The organism is uncultured Maribacter sp. (genome assembly GCF_963977385.1).
Taxonomy (GTDB): domain Bacteria; phylum Bacteroidota; class Bacteroidia; order Flavobacteriales; family Flavobacteriaceae; genus Maribacter.
The window spans coordinates 31,540-51,106 of sequence record NZ_CAXBOU010000027.1; the positions used below are offsets into that span (position 1 = coordinate 31,540).

General features: G+C 37.2%; 12 protein-coding genes. 5 read left to right on the forward strand and 7 right to left on the reverse strand.

Annotation, left to right across the window (positions count from 1 at the left end):
- The first annotated feature begins 83 nt into the window (after positions 1-83).
- Complete coding sequence (locus AAC084_RS20235) at positions 84-2,861, forward strand: c-type cytochrome (RefSeq protein WP_339842110.1); 2,778 nt, start codon at positions 84-86, stop codon at positions 2,859-2,861.
- A gap of 37 nt (positions 2,862-2,898) precedes the next feature.
- On the forward strand, positions 2,899-3,945 hold the full coding sequence (locus AAC084_RS20240) for a TIM barrel protein (RefSeq protein ID WP_339842111.1): 1,047 nt from the start codon (positions 2,899-2,901) through the stop codon (positions 3,943-3,945).
- On the opposite strand, the gene AAC084_RS20245 is transcribed toward AAC084_RS20240, so the two are convergent.
- From AAC084_RS20245 to AAC084_RS20275, 7 genes are all read right to left on the reverse strand, one after another.
- The gene (locus AAC084_RS20245) at positions 3,942-5,999 is read right to left on the reverse strand and encodes an FN3 associated domain-containing protein (RefSeq protein ID WP_339842112.1); all 2,058 of its coding nucleotides are present in this window, start codon (positions 5,997-5,999) and stop codon (positions 3,942-3,944) included. The two genes, AAC084_RS20240 and AAC084_RS20245, sit on opposite strands and share 4 nt — an antisense overlap.
- A 1-nt stretch (position 6,000) precedes the next feature.
- Positions 6,001-6,801 (reverse strand): chitobiase/beta-hexosaminidase C-terminal domain-containing protein, encoded by an 801-nt coding sequence (locus AAC084_RS20250; protein ID WP_339842113.1) that lies wholly within the window; start codon positions 6,799-6,801, stop codon positions 6,001-6,003.
- Positions 6,802-6,803: 2 nt separating this feature from the next.
- Positions 6,804-7,838 carry a 6-bladed beta-propeller gene (locus AAC084_RS20255; RefSeq protein ID WP_339842114.1) on the reverse strand — a complete coding sequence of 345 codons (1,035 nt, stop codon included), beginning with the start codon at positions 7,836-7,838 and terminating at the stop codon, positions 6,804-6,806.
- Positions 7,838-9,331 carry a DUF1501 domain-containing protein gene (locus AAC084_RS20260; protein WP_339842115.1) on the reverse strand — a complete coding sequence of 498 codons (1,494 nt, stop codon included), beginning with the start codon at positions 9,329-9,331 and terminating at the stop codon, positions 7,838-7,840. Before AAC084_RS20260 ends, AAC084_RS20255 begins: the two co-directional genes overlap by 1 nt.
- 2 nt (positions 9,332-9,333) lie before the next feature.
- Positions 9,334-11,685 (reverse strand): PSD1 and planctomycete cytochrome C domain-containing protein, encoded by a 2,352-nt coding sequence (locus tag AAC084_RS20265; protein WP_339842116.1) that lies wholly within the window; start codon positions 11,683-11,685, stop codon positions 9,334-9,336.
- A gap of 197 nt (positions 11,686-11,882) precedes the next feature.
- Positions 11,883-12,410: a ribosome maturation factor RimM gene (rimM, locus tag AAC084_RS20270; RefSeq protein WP_339842117.1), complete on the reverse strand. Its 528-nt coding sequence runs from the start codon at positions 12,408-12,410 to the stop codon at positions 11,883-11,885.
- A 13-nt stretch (positions 12,411-12,423) separates the two neighbouring features.
- Entirely contained in the window at positions 12,424-12,999 is a 576-nt protein-coding gene (locus tag AAC084_RS20275) for a 30S ribosomal protein S16 (protein ID WP_339842118.1), read from the reverse strand.
- Positions 13,000-13,425: 426 nt separating this feature from the next.
- On the opposite strand from AAC084_RS20275, the gene dnaE reads away from it, so the two are divergent.
- The 3 genes from dnaE (at position 13,426) to AAC084_RS20290 (ending at position 19,466) form a co-directional block, all read left to right on the forward strand.
- The gene (gene dnaE / locus AAC084_RS20280; RefSeq protein WP_339842119.1) at positions 13,426-17,862 is read left to right on the forward strand and encodes a DNA polymerase III subunit alpha; all 4,437 of its coding nucleotides are present in this window, start codon (positions 13,426-13,428) and stop codon (positions 17,860-17,862) included.
- A 235-nt stretch (positions 17,863-18,097) separates the two neighbouring features.
- The gene (gene trxA / locus AAC084_RS20285; protein ID WP_027065108.1) at positions 18,098-18,415 is read left to right on the forward strand and encodes a thioredoxin; all 318 of its coding nucleotides are present in this window, start codon (positions 18,098-18,100) and stop codon (positions 18,413-18,415) included.
- Between the two features lie 121 nt (positions 18,416-18,536).
- Positions 18,537-19,466, forward strand: a complete 930-nt coding sequence (locus tag AAC084_RS20290) for a DUF58 domain-containing protein (RefSeq protein ID WP_339842120.1) — start codon at positions 18,537-18,539, stop codon at positions 19,464-19,466.
- Positions 19,467-19,567: the final 101 nt, after the last annotated feature.

Consider the following 19,567-nt stretch of genomic DNA (forward strand, 5'->3'; position numbering starts at 1 on the left):
TAATTAATGAATAATATAGGAATTCAGCTAGGTATATTTTCATAAATTCATTGACTTAATTCAATCAAAAGCATTAGAAATTAATGAGAACAAAAATTAAGATTTTAGCTTTATTAGGGTCGGCTTTAGCTTTATGCCTTTTAGAGGGCTGTAAGAATAAAGACAACAGCATTAAACCTGTTGATATGGTGATTGACTCTATGTCAGATTCACTACCCAAGTTGAGCCTACCAGATGACGCAGACCCAGAAAATGAAGATTGGGTAGGAATTGACCTTGAGCCAAAATCTCCTGTACTTCCACTTTATCCAGAACAAGAAGCAGCAAAGTTTTTACTTCCTAAAGGATATCATATTGAACCTATACTAACAGAACCCCAAATTGAACAGCCAGGCGCTATTTCTTTTGATGGAAATGGTAGAATGTATGTATTGGAATTAAGAACTTATATGTTATCTGCAGATTCTGATGGCACCTTAGATCCAAAAAGCCGAATCTCTAGATGGGAGGATAAAGACAATGATGGCATCTATGAAACAGGAACCGTATTTGTTGATAGTTTAATTTTTCCACGGTTTGTATTACCATACGGTAAGGATTGTATTTTAACTATGGAATCGGATACTGACAATGTGTATAAATATACAGATACCACTGGTGATGGTAAAGCAGATAAAAAGGAGTTTTTTACCAATAAATATGGTAGGTCTGGCAATGTTGAGCATCAGCAAGCATTTATGTATTATGGAATGGATAATTGGCTATACAGCACGGTAAATGCCTTTCGAGTTAAAGAAACACCAAATGGCGTAATACGCGAAAAAACGGGTTATAACAGAGCGCAATGGGGCGTAACTCATGATGATGATGGTAAATTATGGTTTCAAGGAGGTGCTAGCGGCGTACCATCACATTTTCAATTTCCCATTCATTATGGTAATTACACGATAGAGAATGAACTGGCCGATGGTTTTGAAATTCCTTATGGTGCTGCCATAAAAATTGCTGATTTACAGGAAGGAATGGATAGAGTAAGACAACCAGACGGTTCAACAAATCGAGTTACAGGCTCTGCAGGTAACGATATTTACCGTGGTGATCGTTTACCATCTGAATTATATGGTCAATATTTCTATGGTGAACCTGTTGCGAGAATCGTAAGGCAAATTAACCCGATAGTTACTGAAGGTTTAACCACCTTACACAATGCCTATCAAGAAGAACAATCGGAATTTCTTCGTTCTACAGACCCATTATTTAGACCTGTAGACATGACCACCGCTCCCGATGGCACTTTGTATATTACTGATATGTATCACGGTATTATTCAAGAAGGGCAATGGGCACAAAAAGGAACCTATCTGAGAACCAAAATAGAACAATACCAATTGGATAAGGTGATTGGACTAGGTAGAATATGGCGTATTACCCATGACAGTAAAGAACGTGACAAGACCAAACCTAAAATGTTCGATAAAACTCCGGATGAATTGATAACGTATTTGGAACATCCGAATGGTTGGTGGCGAGACAAGGCCCAACAATTAATTGTTCTTTCACGTGACCAAAGTACGGTACCAGAGCTACGAAAGGTAGCATTATCGAAAAAAAATCAATTTGCTAGAACCCATGCCATTTGGTGTCTAGAAGGACTTGGAGCACTACAAACAGACCTATTGACAACACTTTTTAAAGATCCTAATCCTAAGATAAGAATACAAGCAATCCGTGCCAGCGAAACGTTGTATAAATCTGGGAATAAAAGTCTAGCAACATCCTATTTGAAATTATTGGAGGATGAAAATATCGATGTAGCTCTACAAGCCATGTTAACCGTTAAGTTTCTTGACATACCAGATTATCAAAAAGCACTTTCCAAGATTGTAAAAACCAATCAAGCAAAAGGAATACAAACGGTGGGCACTCAAATATTAACTCCGATAAAAGAAGAGACTCGTTGGAATCGAAATGAAGTTCTTTTAAGTGAGGTACAGCAAGAAAGTTTGGAAAAAGGCAAAGTGATATTCAATGAACTTTGTGTACAATGCCACGGTAACGATGGCACAGGAACTCCATTAGGAAATGGAACCGTAATGGCCCCACCTTTATCTGGATCCATACGGGTACAAGAACATCCAGAATATATCATTAAAACCATTCTTCATGGTCTAGAAGGACCCTTAGATGGCAAAACGTATGCTGCTGGTATTATGGTTGGAAATAAAGAACAATCTGATGATTGGGTTGCTGCAATTGCCTCATACATTAGAAATAATCTATCTAACGAAGCTTCAATGGTATCAAGCGAATATGTAGCCGAAGTAAGAGCAAAAACCCTTGACCAACAAGGTACATACAGGTATTATGAGTTAATACAATCCGTACCTTCTTCATTACCATTGCAACCTGACTGGAAGGTTACGGCAAGTCATACAGCGCCTAATCGAATTGGAGGAACCGCTTCGCCAAAAAGCGCATTTAATTTTGAGGGATGGACTACCGGTGAAAATCAAAAGGAAGGAATGTGGTTTCAAATTGAATTTCCAAATGCTTTAGCGCTTACAGGTTTACAATTCAACTCCCCTCCAATTTCAAGAGGTTGGAGAGAGGGATCACCACCGCCATTACAAACGTTTGCAAATTCTTATGAAATATCGACTTCAAAGGATGGAGAAAATTGGACTATACTAGATAAAGGTGAAGGAACAGATCAAGATTTTAAATTAGATTTTAATCCAGTTTTAACAAAATTCCTGAAATTCAAATTGACTTCTACAGTAGAAGATGAGAATGAAATTCCATGGCGTATAAGACAGTTAAAATTATATGCTCTAAACACTCAAAAAGAACTATCTAAATAATCGTATTTCAATTTTACATAGCACAAAACCTATCATCATGAAATCAAATAAATCAATTCAACAACGAAGGTCTTTTCTAAAAAACTCTACGGCTCTTATTGCTGGCACAACCTTATTAGGCCCTTCGGTTTTTGGAGCACCTAATTTTCTGAGTTTTACACCACAACCTAATTCTAAGATTAAGGGCGTTCAATTGGGTGTTATTACTTACTCTTTTAGAACTATGCCAGACCAAAGCGCTGAAGCTACATTACAATATATTCTAGATACTGGGATAAATGCAGTAGAACTTATGGGAGACCCTGCCGAACAATATGCAGGAAAACCAGAAAGTTCGGTAGACAAAAGAACTTTTAATGGCCTAATGAGACGCAATAGGAATAATGAATTAAATGATGAAGAGGAAAAGGAATTTATAGAAATGCAATCGAAATTAGAGGCATATAATAAAACCGTTGCAGCTTGGCGTGCTACAGTCTCGATGGACAAGTTTATAGCGCTTCGTAAAATGTATAATGATGCTGGTGTAAACATTTATGCTTTCAAGCCAAGTGCCTTTGGAAAAGACAATACTGACGAAGAAATTAATTGGGGCATGAAAGCAGCAAAAGCTTTAGGTGCTAGTCACGTAACATTAGAACACCCTAGTGATGACACACACACGTTGAAATTGGGTCAAATGGCAGAAAAACATGATGTTTTTGTAGCTTACCATGGTCATGAACAACAAACTCCCACCTTTTGGGATACAGCCTTAAAACAATCTAGCCATAATGCTTTAAACCTAGATTTAGGCCATTTTGTAGCTGCAGGAAACGAAGCCCCTTTAGAAATTGTAAAAGAAAAACACAGCTACATCAAGAGTATGCACTTAAAAGATAGACAAACTCCTGAACATGATAAAGGCAATGTTTTATGGGGAACCGGTGACACGCCAATTGTTGAAGTTCTGCAATTAATGCGTGATAATAAATATAAATTTCCAGCAACAATTGAATTAGAATATGATATTCCACAAGGGTCTGATGCGGTTCAAGAAGTTAAGAAATGTCTAGCTTATGCTAAGAATGCTTTAGAAAGTTAATTAAGCACAACCTCATCAATAAAAATCCAGCTTTTACCACCCGGATTGGTATGCCAATCTGGGTTTTTTAGTGGACTTTGTATTTGTAATTTCACATACTTAGCATCGGTAGGTGTAAACTCCATATCGAAAAAAGTTAGCTTAACTTCTGCATTGGGGCTTTCAACACCCATTTTCTTTCTTCCAATTTCTTTAAAAGTAACACCATCGTCAGAAGATGAAATAACAAAGGCAGTTGGGTAAAAAATCCAACTAGCAGGTGCCGATAATGCCCCTACCGAAACTTTCGAAATAGTATTCTGTTCTTTGAGTTCTATTATAGCATTTAAGTGCTTACCCTCGAAACCTAGCCAATTACCATCAACAAAATTGATAGAACCCCGTTTTTGATCTATTAAAGTTTTACCTTTTTGACCTTTATATTTTTCGTTTGGCGTTGTAAGTAATTTTACATCTGTATATGCTATATTATTTTTAATAAAGGTTCGTTCAGTTACAAAACTAGGCTCCCAATCTTTCTTAACTGCAATAGCTTTCACACTAGCGGTATTATCTAATATAATAGTAGCCTCATATTTTGTAGAAGATGAAGTTGGCACAGAGCCATCAAGCGTGTAATAGATATCAGTCCCTTCAAAAAGACTTTCAATTGTAAGCTCTAGGCTGTCACTAAAAAAGCTGGCATCACTTAAAATAGTTGGTGGATCTAGTACTGTCGCTTCAAATAAATCTGCCCCTAATTGTTGAATTGTAAGATTAGGTAGATTCTGTTGCAATTGAGCTAAACCGTCATCGGTTACATCTGTTTTCCAGAGGTAAATATTTTGCAACTTTTTATTCCTTTTTAATTCATGTATTAATTTATCGGTAACCGAAGTTTCATAAAGATTTAATGACTCTAACAGTTCAAAATCAACAAGGTCTTTACCAATAGCATCTGTCACTCTAGTGTTCTGTAGTTTTAGTTTCAAAAGATTTTTAAATGGCCTAATGTAATACATTAACTCATCATTGAAATTGCTAAAACCAAGGTCTATCTCGACAATATTTGGAGCATATTCCTCCAATTCTTCCAATTGGTCTTTTGTGATGGAATCTATACCCGCCAAATTCACTGCCAACAATTGGTTTTTTCCAGAAAGTGTCTGTATAGGTATCCCAGCATTTCTCATACCTTGTAGCCAATCTTTAGGAACCTCTTTTGCTTCTTTTGACAAGACTGCTATTGCAGATGTATCTTGCTCTAACGAAGTTAGCACTGCAGCCATTCTTTCTTCAGTAGATAATTCCATCACCCTACAATCAAAACAATGGTTATTTTCCATCCACCATTCTAATAAGGCTTTTTCATTATCTGTCAATTGAACTTTTCCTTTCGGTGGCATATGGTCCTCATTTTCTATAGGTAAATGCACACGCTCAAGAAATAGCGAACCAGTACTTCCACTTAGAGTGTCCAATAGTCTGCCATTGTCCCCTCCTTTAATCATTTCATTGGGAGAACTCATAACCAAGCCACCTTTCGCCTTGCTTGTATTATGACAACTCATACATTTATCATCTAAAATAGGTTGAATGATTTGAGCATATACTTGAGCCTCTTGCACATTTATAATGACAATCTCTTCCTTTTCTTCTACGAACAGATAATCTTCGCCGTGGGTCATGTTTCCGCCGAAATGACCTGTAAGACTAATTAAACCTAGTACAACAAAAAACAAAGGAATATATGTTTTGTTCACCCCATTTCGCTTACTTCTTTTTACCAAATACAGAAGTATGGTTGTAATGGTAAACGCAACAGCCATCCATCTATGTAGAAAAAGAGCATCTGCATCGTAGCCACTTTCCTCACCTAACAACCAGCCCGTACCTAAAGACAGCAAAGCTGTAGCACCAGCAACTAATAGTGTAAACTCAATAACTTCATCAAATGATTTCTTAGCTATAAATCTGCCGTACACTTCGAGCAAAAACGCCAACATAATAATACCGATGGGTAAATGCACGAAAAGTGGGTGAAAATGACCTATTTGTATTCCTAATTGAATCATTCTATTGAATTATAATTTCGTCTATAAAGAACCATGGTGAAGTACCTTTTCCTTGATGCCATTCTGGTATTTCATCTAGAGGATAGACTACAACAGTAAATTCACTATATGTGCCTTTTGTAATAGGAACTCTTAAAAATGTAGCACCACTTGAAGTTTCTATCGCACTATTTGGGTACGACATTACGCCAACTTTTTCGCCTTTATTAAACACTTCAATTTTGGCGGGAGCAAAAATCCAGTTAGACTGATTCGTAAGTACGCTAAGTACTAGGATTGACACCTCCATATTTGAGTTCAATTTTATAGCTGCTGAAATGGCATCAGTTTGAAAACCCATCCACTGTTTATCTCCACCAAATTGCTCAGCACCTTTAACTAAATCACCCAAACCTGTAGTACCTAGACCAGGATAATTCTCACTTGCATCTGGCGTAAGTGTTATCTCCTGTATCGTTTTCTCGGTAGAAGTTTTTACAACCTCTACCTGAACCACATCACTTTCTAAATAATCAGGATGATAAACTTTCGCTTTTATTACTGCACTTTCCGTTAATTCAAATGGCGCGGTATATATTTTAGAATTTTGATTAACTGCACCGCCATTCAATGAATATTTTATAACAGCATTCGGAAAGTCAAAACTAATTCGCACAGTCGTTATGGAGTCAAAAAATACAGAAGACACATTTAATTGCGGAGCTGATAATGAAAAAATTTCCGTAGACGCATTAATAGAATTCTGAGAAATACATGCTTGACATAACATGGCTAATACCAAAAGTGAATAGATAGTGCGCATGGCTATATTCTATTTAGCTTTATTGGATAGGTCTTTCCTGAATTCCATTGTGCAACGTACAAATTCTCATCATCATCAACACAAACATCATGAGGGTGGGTAAAAATTTTGATAGCTTGATACATTGGTCTCAGTCCGGCTGTTTCATATAATGGAGCACAACCACCTGGTGCTGAAATCAATTTATTGTGTTTATCCAAAATTGAAATAAAGCCAGTGCCATCTGACCCATCACCAGACCATATAGTTGCCAAGTAAACGTTATCCCCTTTAATTACAGGCCTACATATGAATGCCCCAGGTAAATCTATACTTTCTGTAAATTCACCATCCATGGTAAAACGTTTTAGTTTATTCTGTTTTCTAGCCGTGATTAAAAGCTCAGGATTTTTACCATTTCTTGTATCAATACAAATACCATGAGCATTCTGAAATAGATGATTTTCGTCGCCTTTACCTCCAAAAGTTTGTAATAATTTTCCTCGGGCATTGTACCGCATGATATATTGTGCACCATAACCATCAGCAACATATACATCTCCATTCTCGGCAATAGCTGTCTCGGTCGGTATATATTGTTCTTTTGAACTATACTTCCCGGATTCTTTCGGATAAGAAAAAACTTGAACTACTTTACCGTCAATAGTCGTCTTTATAACCTCATGACGGGTGTTGTCTGAAATATAGAGAAAGTCCTCCCCATTTTCAACGTTCAAGGTTAATCCGTGAGCCCCAGGATAATCTGTACCCCAAGTTTCTAACAATTTACCAGACCGGTCATAAACAATCACATTGTTTTTAGTATGATTCGTCAAGAGCAAAATCCGACCTTTAGAATCTTGCACCATCTCATGACAATCATTCACTGGGTAGTAATTCGGGTTCAACGCGCCCCAATTTAAATCAATTTTATACTGGTGACTACCATGCCCAATAATAGCATCTTTATAACGCAACAGGTTTGCACTTACCGAAGAATACGTCAATATCCCAGCAGAGGCAGCAGCAGTATTTATAATAAATTTTCTTCTCTCCATTATGCCAAAATATCATTGATTACTTTACCTTCTACATCGGTTAGCCTAAATCGTCTACCCTGATATTTATAGGTAAATTTTTCATGGTCGATACCAAGTTGATGTAACATTGTTGCCTGAAAATCATGTACATGCACAGGATTCTCAACAACATTATAGCCAAATTCATCTGTTTCGCCATAAACCATTCCTGGTTTTATACCACCACCGGCCATCCACATGGTAAAACATCTTGGGTGATGATCTCTACCATAGGTAGTATCTGTAAGTAACCCTTGCGAATAATTAGTTCTACCAAATTCACCTCCCCATATCACCAAGGTATCTTCTAACAACCCACGTTGTTTTAAATCTGCTACCAAAGCTGCAGAAGCTTGATCTACGTCTTTCGCTTGTTTTTGAATAGCGCCAGGTAGGTTATCATGCTGGTCCCATCCCATATGGTACAATTGTATAAAACGAACATCTTTTTCGGCTAATCTTCTAGCTAACAAACAGTTTGCTGCAAAAGTACCTGGAATTTTAGCATCTGAGCCATACATTTTATAGATGTAATCTGGCTCACCCTCAGTATTCATTACATCAGGAACCGAGGTTTGCATTCTGTATGCCATTTCATACTGTGCAATTCTACTCTGTATTTCAGGGTCACCCGATTCTTGATAATGTTGATCATTAAGCTCGGCCAATTTATCTAGCATAGACCTTTTCACATCTGCAGTAGTACCTTTTGGATCATTCAAATACAACACTGGATCTTTGGCAGCTCTAAACTGAACACCTTGATGAAGAGAATGCAAAAAGCCATTACCCCATAATCGCGTATATAGTGGTTGCCCGTTTGGCCTACCCGAACCTCTAGAAAGTAAAACCGTAAAAACTGGCAAATTCTCATTCTCACTACCCAAACCATAACTTAACCAAGAGCCAATGCTTGGTCTACCTGGCTGTTGTGATCCTGTTTGAAAAAAGGTAACTGCAGGATCATGATTTATTGCTTCTGTATACATAGATTTTATGATACAAATATCATCTACCATCTTAGCGGTATAGGGTAACAAATCACTTATATATGTGCCGTTTTTACCATGTCGTTGAAAACCAAAATTAGACCCTACTAAAGGAAATCTATCTTGACCCGATGTCATACCCGTTAATCGTTGTCCGTTTCGTATAGACTCTGGTAAATCTTCTCCCCTACGTTGATTCAATAATGGTTTATAATCGAATAATTCAAGTTGAGAAGGACCTCCACTTTGAAAAAGATAAATAACCCGTTTCACCTTAGATGGATGGTGCAAAGAATCTAAAACACCCTTTACTCCGCCAGCTCCACTATCGGCTGTATATAAACCATTAGACCCTTTTCTGAATAAACTGTTCCCGATTAAAGACGCTAATCCTATACCGCCAACACCCATTGCCGCTTTTCCCAAAAAAGACCTTCTGTTCAATATTAGCGATCGCTCTTCAACTATTTTCTTTTCGCTCATAATCAGCCTCTATTTATAGTTTCATCTAAATTCAAAATCGTGTGCGCGGTTAAAGTCATTGCAACCAACTTCTCTTTATTCATATATGAAGGCACAATACTTCTTCCGATACTTAAGTACTCACTTGCTGAAATATCTCCTTTTTCTACTTTTTCCAACATCTCCCCATAATAGGCAACCAATGATTTAATCTCAACTTCATTAGGCAATCTAGAAGTAGCCTTATAGAATAATTTCCTTATCTGTTCATTTTCCGAATTCGGATTAGCAATCATCTCACCCATTGCCGCTGCCCGTGCTGCCTCAACCATTTGTGGATCATTAAGCAACACTAGGGCTTGTAATGGAGTATTTGTTTCTTGTCGTTTTACCGAACAATAATCTCTAGAACTACTGTCGAATGTCATCATACTTGGCGGGGGCACGGTACGTTTCCAAAACGTATACAAACTCTTTCTATACACATCGTTTCCTTCACTTAGTGTATATGAAGCTGTACTTCCACCTCCACCACCAGTGGTTTCTTCCCAAATTCCATCAGGTTGATATGGCTTAACACTTGGTCCGCCTAAATCTCTATTCAACAATCCACTAAAGGCCAATGCTTGATCACGTATCGCTTCAGACGATAAACGCAAACGAGAGACACGTGCCAAATATTTGTTCTCTGGATCCTGCTCCAATTTCTCTTTAGTAGTCTTCGTATCTTGTTGATAGGTTGCAGACATCGCAATATATTTCAACATTTTTCTGGTATCCCAACCTTCAGTACGGTATTTAATAGCTAAAAAATCTAATAATTCAGGATGTGTAGGCAATGAACCTTGATTGCCAAAATCAAATGATGTTGCTACAATTCCATTCCCGAACATCCGCTGCCATAACCTATTTACGGCTACTCTTGCGGTTAGTGGATGCTCATCTTCAAAAAGCCATTTTGCCAGCCCTAATCTATTCTTAGAGTAACCCTCAAAAGGAAGTATAGATTCTGGTGTATCAGGAAATACCTCTGCGCCATATTGGTCATAAATTCCTCTATCTAAAATATAGGAAGACCTAGGCTTTTCCATTTCTTTCATAACCATTACCGGTACTTCTTTCAACTCACTTTTTTGCAAATTGATAAAACCTAAAACATCATCTACCTCTTTAGAAGTAACCGTTATGTATGGGGTGGGTAATTCTGATGCATTGGCCAACAAACCTTGCTCAGGTATCGTATTGAAAAAGCTATAAAATTGAAAATGTTCTTTCTGACTTATAGGATCATATTTGTGATCATGACAACGTGCGCACTCTAAGGTTAGACCTAAAAATGCAGTACCTAATGTTGTGGTTCTATCTTCCACATACTCCACCCGATACTCTTCAGGAATTACGCCACCTTCCGCAGTTATTTTATGGTTTCTATTAAACCCAGTCGCTAAAATCTGTTCTAAATTGGCATTTGGCAATAAATCACCTGCCAACTGATATGTCACAAATTGATCATAAGGCATATTCTCCTTAAAAGCATGTATAACCCAATCTCTCCAAGGCCACATCGTACGCTCAAAATCATCTTGATAACCGTGCGTATCTGCATATCTAGCAATATCCATCCATTCTGCAGTCATATTTTCTGCATAGTCGACCGACACGAGCAATGAATCTATAATTTCTTCAAACTTCTCTTTTGATGGATTTGCGGCAAATTTTTCTACCTGTTCTAAAGTTGGAGGCAAGCCCGTAAGATCAAACGTAATTCTTCTCAGTAGCTTTTCATTACTTACAGGATTACTAGGACTCAGATTTTTCTCTTTAAACTTATCTAAAATAAAGGCATCAATCTCGTTATTCCCCCAAATACTATCACCTTCATGCATAGGAATCTCTGGCTGAACCGGTGGTATAAATGCCCAATGTGTTTTATACTCGGCACCTTGTGCTATCCATTTTTGTAATATCGCCTTTTCATAATCTTCAAGAACCAAATTAGATTCTGGCGGAGGCATTAACAGATTAACATCCTCTGCATAAATTCTATTTACCAATTCACTCTTAGAAACATCACCAGGTATAATGGCAAAGTGATCTTTGAGTTCGCCTAACACTTTATACGCTTCTTCAGGAGAATGAAGAGAAAAACCTCCCTCAACAGCATTCTTATCAGGACCATGACACTTAAAGCAACGATCCGACAAAATTGGTTTTACATGAAACGTGAAATCTATTTTTTCAGGAACTTGATTAATGCTATTCCCTTCTGCTAAAGCAATTGTTTTTTCAGATTTAGAGGTACAACTCACTAAAGCAACACAACAGAAAGCTGCTACAATAAATATAACGGAGAACTTCTTAAAATTACTTGTCATGGGTTGCATTTTACAATACAATACTGAACTTACGAACTTTACCATATAGTAATAGTTAAAATTCGACCAATAACGATGTAAGACCTCTAAATAATACTACTAATCACGAAAATAAATGTGAAAATTTTAGCATTTTCATATTTAACAACAGATATATCGATAAAACTATAAATAAATAAGGAATTAAGTCTTGATTATTAAGACAGGTATAGGTCGACCAAACCTTCAGGGGTAGTAACATGTATCGCCTTATTCTTACGATCTACTTTAGTAATAATATCATCGTTTACAGGAATAAGTAATTGCTTGTCCTCTTTCAAAACCTCGAACAAAGCTTGAGCAGTAGAATCGTTAATACTTTGAATGATTCCAATATCACCGTGAACCTCGTCTATAACGGTAAATCCAATAACCTCATGAAAGTAGAATTTATCACCTGTAAGTTTTGGCAATTGGGTTAATGGTAAATAAAGGCCGCATTTCATTATTCGGTCAGCATCTGATTCTGACTTTACTTCTTCAAAATCTATACGAAGTAGATTAGATTTATGAAGGCGACATCTTTTAATAAAAAATGGAACCAGATTGTTTCCTAAAGAAACGAATATTGATTCCATGTTTTCGTATATCTCGGGATCATCGGTATCTAGTTTTACTAGCACCTCACCTTTGAAACTATATTTTGAAACGATATTACCTAGGTAGAAACAATCTTCCTTTCGCATCGCTTCTTATAAATTATGCTTTATCTTCTTCAGCAGCCGGAGCTTCTGGAGTTTCAACAGCTTGTTCTGGTTCACCTGCAGCTTCAACAGCTTCAACTTCTTCTTCAGCACTTTCTCCTTCTGGAGTTTCAGGAAGTAATGCAGCAGCAGCATCTGTAGCACGCTTATCATTTACTTCTTTTTCCGCTTTTAATGCAGCAGCTCTAGCATCAGCTTTCACTTTATCTAAACCACCAACTTTATCTGCAATTGCTTGTCCTTTTTCAGAAACCCAAGTATTGAATTTTTCTTCAGCTTGCTCTTCTGTTAAAGCTCCTTTACGAACACCTCCTAATAAGTGATGCTTTAAAAGTACACCTCTGTAAGAAAGAATAGCTTTTGCTGTATCTGTAGGTTGTGCACCGTTTTGCAACCATTTTACTGAACTATCAATATCAAGTTCTATTGTTGCAGGGTTTGTATTAGGATTGTAGATTCCTAATTTCTCTAAGAATTTACCATCTCTTTTAGCTCTTGCATCTGCAGCAACTATCCAATAGAATGGCTTTCCTTTTTTACCGTGTCTTTGTAATCTAATTTTTACTGGCATATCACATTAATTTGTAGGGTGCCCGACCCTTGATTATTAATTCTAGTTTTTTTAACTCATTCGCCGTCAGTGAGCATAGCTAATCTGAAAGCGGCTGCAAATATACTTGATTTTAATTAATACACAATCACGAATTACAGTTATTTAAATGATCGATAAAAGAATTAATTAAATCGGACATATAAACCCACAAATTACAGCAAAATTCCACATGTACACATGCTTCTAAGTTATAGTTTCATCTTAAGAACAGGTCAGATTAAAAGAGTTAAATCCATTGATTTATAAAACCGTTATATTGTAGGTTAATTATTTTAGTTAATAACTCCTAGCAACTACACTTTTTCAAACAAGTACTTTTTAGTAATTTTATAGGCACTTTTTAGACCAATTAACGGGTCGCTTTGAACACTCAGAAAATTCGCTATGTACCTCATCTTTGATACCGAAACTACCGGTCTTCCTAAAAATTGGAATGCCCCTATAACCGATACCGATAACTGGCCACGTTGTATACAAATTGCTTGGCAGTTGCATGATGACATGGGTAATTGTATCGAGCATGAAGATTATTTGGTGAAGCCAGACGGATTTACGATTCCGTTCGATGCTGAACAAATTCATGGTATTTCTACTGAATTAGCCGAGCAAAAAGGTTTTCCGTTATCAGAAGTTTTGGAAAAGTTCAATATTGCGATGTCCAAAACCAAATTTATTGTTGGACAGAATGTCAAGTTTGACCTCAATATTATGGGTGCTGAATTTCACCGATTGAGTGTTGAAAATCCATTGCAAGAACTTCCTGTTTTAGATACATGTACAGAACACACAGCGAAACTATGTCAGATACCTGGTGGTCGTGGAGGAAAATTTAAGCTTCCGACATTAACTGAACTTCATCAATTTTTATTTGGCAAGCCTTTCGGGGAGGCACATAATGCCACAGCCGATGTTGAAGCAACTACGCGTTGTTTCTTAGAACTTATCCGTAAGCATCAATATACGGCCGAACAATTAGATGTACAGCCAGATTATTTTAAGAATTTCTCAGAAGCCAATCCACAAGAGATTGAGCTTATTGGTCTAAAACACATTAATCTTAAGAAGGCATCGAAAAAAATTGCCGATGCTCTTTGGAAAAAAGATACTGATGGAGTCTCACAAGAAGAAATTCAAGAGAACCTTGCCACACTCGAAACAGCGAGTTTTGCCCATTTACATAACCACACCCAATTTTCAATTTTACAGTCTACCATAAGTGTACCCGATTTAGTTGCCGCCGCAGCAAAAGCAAAAATGCCAGCGGTTGCTATGACAGATCATGCAAATATGATGGGCGCCTTTCACTTTGTAAACGGAGTTCTCAACCATAACAAAGGTGTAGTATCAAGAAATGAAGAAAATAAAAAACGATACGAAGCCACTCAAAATAGCACACTTGAAGAAGGTGAAGAACCTTTAACTGAATTACCGGAACCTGAATTGGAGATCACCCCAATTATTGGTTGTGAATTTCAGGTTTGCGAAGACCACACCAATAAATCGCAAAAAGATAACGGTTACCAAATCGTGATGCTGGCCAAAACCAAAAAAGGCTATCTGAACTTGGCAAAAATGTCTTCCATTGCCTTTGTGTCCGGAAAATACTACGTACCGCGTATTGACAAAAAAGTTGTAGAGCAGTACAAAGAAGATATTATGGTATTAACGGGTAACCTCTATGGCGAAGTACCTGGTAAAGTATTGAACGTTGGGGAACACCAAGCCGAAGAGGCTTTGATTTGGTGGAAGGAAACCTTTGGTGATGATTTGTACATAGAAATCATGCGCCACGGCCAAGAAGATGAAGACCGTGTAAATCAAGTGCTTATTCAGTTTGCCAAGAAGCATAATGTAAAACTAGTCGCCACCAATAACACCTACTACGCAGAGAAGAAAAATGCCCATGCGCATGATATTCTTTTATGTGTTAAAGATGGTGAAAAACAAGCTACACCCATAGGCCGTGGACGTGGATATCGTTACGGGTTGCCAAATCAGGAATACTACTTCAAGTCTTCGGACCAAATGAAGGAACTTTTCAAGGACATTCCAGAGGCAATCATCAATATTCAAGAAATTGTAGACAAGGTTGAAACTTTTACACTAGCTCGTGATGTATTATTACCTGCTTTTGATATTCCAGAGGAATTTCTATTTGAAGAAGATAAATTAGATAATGGTAAACGTGGCGAAAACAAATTTTTACGCCACATAACCTACGAAGGTGCCAAAAAAAGATATGGCGAAATAACACCCGAAATTGATGAGCGACTAGACTTTGAGCTTAAAGTAATTGAGAAAACCGGTTACCCTGGTTATTTCTTGATTGTGGAAGATTTCATAAGGGCCGCAAGAGCAATGGATGTTTCCGTAGGTCCTGGTCGTGGATCTGCAGCAGGTTCTGCCGTTGCTTACTGTTTATGGATTACGAATTTAGATCCAATTAAGTACGATTTACTTTTTGAGCGTTTCTTGAATCCTGACCGTGTATCTATGCCCGATATTGATATTGACTTTGATGATGAAGGGCGTGGTCGTGTGATGGATTATGTGATCAATAAATACGGATCTAACCAAGTTGCACAGATTATCACCTATGGTACCATGGCTGCCAAATCTGCAATTCGAGATACGGCTCGTGCTTTAGATCTGCCTTTGCAAGATTCTGATCGCATGGCGAAGTTGATACCTGACATGTCTAAGCTAAAAAAGATTATTGGGGTTGATGAAAAGATCTTAAAGTCGAAATTTAGGGCAGAAGATTTAGTGAAGATAAATGAACTTTTGGCGATTTCTGAGGGTGATGGTCTTGAAGCAGAAACATTGAATCAAGCTTATATTCTTGAAGGCTCCGTTCGTAACGTAGGTATTCATGCATGTGGAGTAATTATTACGCCAGATGATATTACCAAATTCGTTCCTGTGGCACTCGCCAAGGATTCTGAGATGTATTGCACCCAATTCGACAACTCGGTAGTGGAAGATGCCGGTTTATTAAAAATGGATTTCCTGGGATTAAAAACATTAACCCTTATTAAGGATACCGTTAAAATCGTAAAAGCCAAGCATGGTGTTGAATTAGACCCAGAGAATTTTCCGTTAGATGACATAAAAACATACGAACTCTTTCAACGAGGAGAAACTGTTGGCGTGTTCCAATATGAATCTCCTGGGATGCAGAAACACATGCGTGCGTTAAAGCCTACGGTTTTTGCGGATCTTATTGCCATGAATGCATTGTACCGTCCTGGTCCAATGGAATACATACCAAGTTTCATTGCTCGTAAACATGGTACCGAAGAAATTGTTTATGATCTTGACGCCTGTGAAGAATATTTAGCAGAAACCTACGGAATTACAGTATATCAAGAGCAAGTGATGCTCCTCTCGCAAAAATTGGCCGACTTTACAAAAGGTGAAGCCGATGTTTTGCGTAAGGCAATGGGTAAAAAGCAAAAGTATGTACTAGATAAAATGAAGCCTAAGTTTATAGAACAAGCTTCAGTAAAAGGGCATGCTGCAGATAAATTAGAGAAGATTTGGAAAGATTGGGAAGCATTTGCAGCCTATGCCTTTAACAAATCCCACTCCACCTGCTATGCTTGGATTGCTTACCAAACCGCATATTGTAAAGCCCACTACCCTGCCGAATATATGGCAGCCGTTCTATCCAATAACATGAACGACATTAAGCAGGTAACCTTCTTTATGGAAGAATGTAAGCGTATGGGCTTAGACGTACTCGGCCCAGATGTTAATGAATCGTACTACAAATTTGCAGTAAACGATGCCGGTGCAGTTCGTTTTGGAATGGGCGCAGTTAAAGGTGTTGGTCGTTCTGCAGTAGAAACTATCGTAGAAAAACGAAAAGAAGATGGTGGTTTCAAATCCGTATTCGATTTCGCAAAACGTATCGACCTACGCGCAGCAAATAAAAAGGCATTCGAAAATTTAGCAGTCGCCGGCGGATTCGATTCCTTTGGAACATCACATAGAGCGCAATATTTTCATGATGAAGGCGACGGAATAACATTTCTCGAGAAAGTAATAAAATATGGCGCCAAGTTTCAGGAAAGTGAAAACTCTAGTCAAGTAAGTCTATTTGGCGATGCCAGTGAAGTTCAAATACCAGAACCTGTGGTACCACCATGTGAAGAATGGGGTACGATGGAAAAACTTCGAAGAGAGAAAGAAGTCGTCGGTATTTACATCTCTGGTCACCCATTAGATGATTTCAAAACCGAAGTAAAGGCATTTTGTAATGCCAACATAGCTTGTGTGCATGATTTACCAACCTACGTTAATAGAGAACTAACCTTTGCGGCAGTAATCACAGATGTACAGCATAGAGTATCCAAAAACGGCAAAGGCTGGGCGGCTTTCACCATGGAGGATTATACGGACTCTTATGAATTCAGAATTTTCGGTGAAGAGTATTTAAAATTCAGGCATTTCCTAATGATCAATTCATTTGCTTATGTGAAACTTTTTGTTCGTGATGGATGGATGAATAAAGATACCGGCAAAAAAGGTGACCCAAGAATGCAGTTTAATAGTTTTATGCTATTACAAGAAGTGATGGAAACCTACGCCCGAAAATTGACTATAAAATTAAATATTGCAGAGCTCAACGAGAAAAAAGTACACGCACTAAAAGATACATTTGAGAATCATAAAGGAGAACATTCTATTCAGTTTATCGTTTACGAAATGGAAGAAAAGATAAAAGTAAACTTGAATAGCAGAAGACAAAAGGTACAGATTTCAAGTGAATTATTACAACTTTTAGAGCAACAAGACGTTCATTTTAAACTGAATTAATAGGAATTAAATAAGTAACTGAATTTTTACCATAACCTTGTTCAATTTTGGCTTTCAACGATTTACGAAAGAAACGGAAGTTATCATAACAATAATTTAGCAATGAGTTGGCAGAAACTAACTATATAAATTGATAAATTAGCTTGATACCTTAATAGGCAAAACGAATTGTAAGCCCGTAAGGAAACAGAAGAATAATTGACTAAATTTGCATAATCAATAAAAGTAAATTAAGATGGCATTAGAAATAACAGATGCTACTTTTGACGAGGTAGTTTTAAAAAGCGATAAACCAGTAGTAGTAGATTTTTGGGCAGCATGGTGTGGTCCTTGTCGAATGGTTGGTCCTATTATTGACGAAGTTAGTACTGAATATGATGGTAAAGCTGTTGTAGGTAAGGTTGACGTTGATGCAAATCAAGAATTCGCTGCAAAGTACGGTGTACGTAATATACCAACCGTATTGGTATTTAAGGATGGTGAAATTGTAAGTAGACAAGTAGGTGTTTCACCTAAAAAAGTTTACACAGACGCTATTGATGCTGCTTTATAAGCAATACACAAATTATTTTTTATAAATAAAAAGAGCTGGCAGATGTCAGCTCTTTTTATTTGACTTAATTTTAAATTTCCACTACTTATATAGTTAAGTTGTCTTTACTATCTTTAATCTCGTGAACTTACAATCAGAATTAAATAAATCATCGTTATTCTCTAATCTAGAACTACTTGCCAATCAAGTAGTAGAAGGGTTTATTAGTGGTATACACAGAAGTCCCTTTCATGGCTTTTCTGCAGAATTCGCAGAGCATAAAATTTATAATAATGGGGAAAGCACCAAGCATATCGATTGGAAACTATATGCAAAGACCGATAAGCTATATACAAAACGCTACGAGGAAGAAACCAACCTAAGATGTCACATGATTTTAGATAATTCTGCATCTATGTATTACCCCGAGGTTGAAAATCTAAGTATTGACTCATTAAATAAAATCGGATTTAGCGTTCTAGCTATAGCAGCTTTGATGAACGTGCTTAAAAGGCAGCGCGATGCCGTTGGTTTAAGTATTTATTCAGATAGTTATAATTACTATGCCCCAGAAAAGGGAAGCGAGCGTCATTTTCAAATGTTATTATCGCAATTAAGCGAAATTGGCAAAACAAAGAATCCCCCAAAAGAAACCAAGACCTATACCTATTTGCATCAAATTGCAGAGAATATAAAAAGAAGAAGTCTCATATTTTTGTTCACGGACATGTTTCAAACAGAAAAAGATGATGCAGAATTGTTCGAAGCACTACGCCATTTGAAATATAATAAGCATGATGTGGTACTTTTTCACCCTATGGACAAGCAACATGAATTATTTTTCAATTTTGAAAATACTCCAAAACGATTTGTTGATGTTGAAACAGGTGAACATTTAGACCTTTATGCCGACAATATTAAGGACGCTTACCGTGAACAAATAAGCACCTATATCGCTGATATTAAGATGAAATGCGCTCAATATAAAATCAAATATGTGGATATTGATATACAAAGTGATTTCTCTACAGTTCTTAACACGTTCTTAGTAGAGCGAAATAAATTTCTTTAGACTAAAAAAATTTAAAGAAAATGTTTGTGCAATACAATAAACAACATATATTTGCACTCGCTAAACGCCACGGTCTGGTAGTTCAGTTGGTTAGAATACCT

Excerpts from the sequence above, each read along its gene's own strand:
- AAC084_RS20235 (WP_339842110.1), top strand. The coding sequence starts at position 84 with ATGAGAACAAAAATTAAGATTTTAGCTTTATTAGGGTCGGCTTTAGCT.
- AAC084_RS20240 (WP_339842111.1), top strand. The coding sequence starts at position 2,899 with ATGAAATCAAATAAATCAATTCAACAACGAAGGTCTTTTCTAAAAAAC.
- AAC084_RS20245 (WP_339842112.1), bottom strand. The coding sequence starts at position 5,999 with ATGATTCAATTAGGAATACAAATAGGTCATTTTCACCCACTTTTCGTG.
- AAC084_RS20250 (WP_339842113.1), bottom strand. The coding sequence starts at position 6,801 with ATGCGCACTATCTATTCACTTTTGGTATTAGCCATGTTATGTCAAGCA.
- AAC084_RS20255 (WP_339842114.1), bottom strand. The coding sequence starts at position 7,838 with ATGGAGAGAAGAAAATTTATTATAAATACTGCTGCTGCCTCTGCTGGG.
- AAC084_RS20260 (WP_339842115.1), bottom strand. The coding sequence starts at position 9,331 with ATGAGCGAAAAGAAAATAGTTGAAGAGCGATCGCTAATATTGAACAGA.
- AAC084_RS20265 (WP_339842116.1), bottom strand. The coding sequence starts at position 11,685 with ATGACAAGTAATTTTAAGAAGTTCTCCGTTATATTTATTGTAGCAGCT.
- rimM (WP_339842117.1), bottom strand. The coding sequence starts at position 12,410 with ATGCGAAAGGAAGATTGTTTCTACCTAGGTAATATCGTTTCAAAATAT.
- AAC084_RS20275 (WP_339842118.1), bottom strand. The coding sequence starts at position 12,999 with ATGCCAGTAAAAATTAGATTACAAAGACACGGTAAAAAAGGAAAGCCA.
- dnaE (WP_339842119.1), top strand. The coding sequence starts at position 13,426 with ATGTACCTCATCTTTGATACCGAAACTACCGGTCTTCCTAAAAATTGG.
- trxA (WP_027065108.1), top strand. The coding sequence starts at position 18,098 with ATGGCATTAGAAATAACAGATGCTACTTTTGACGAGGTAGTTTTAAAA.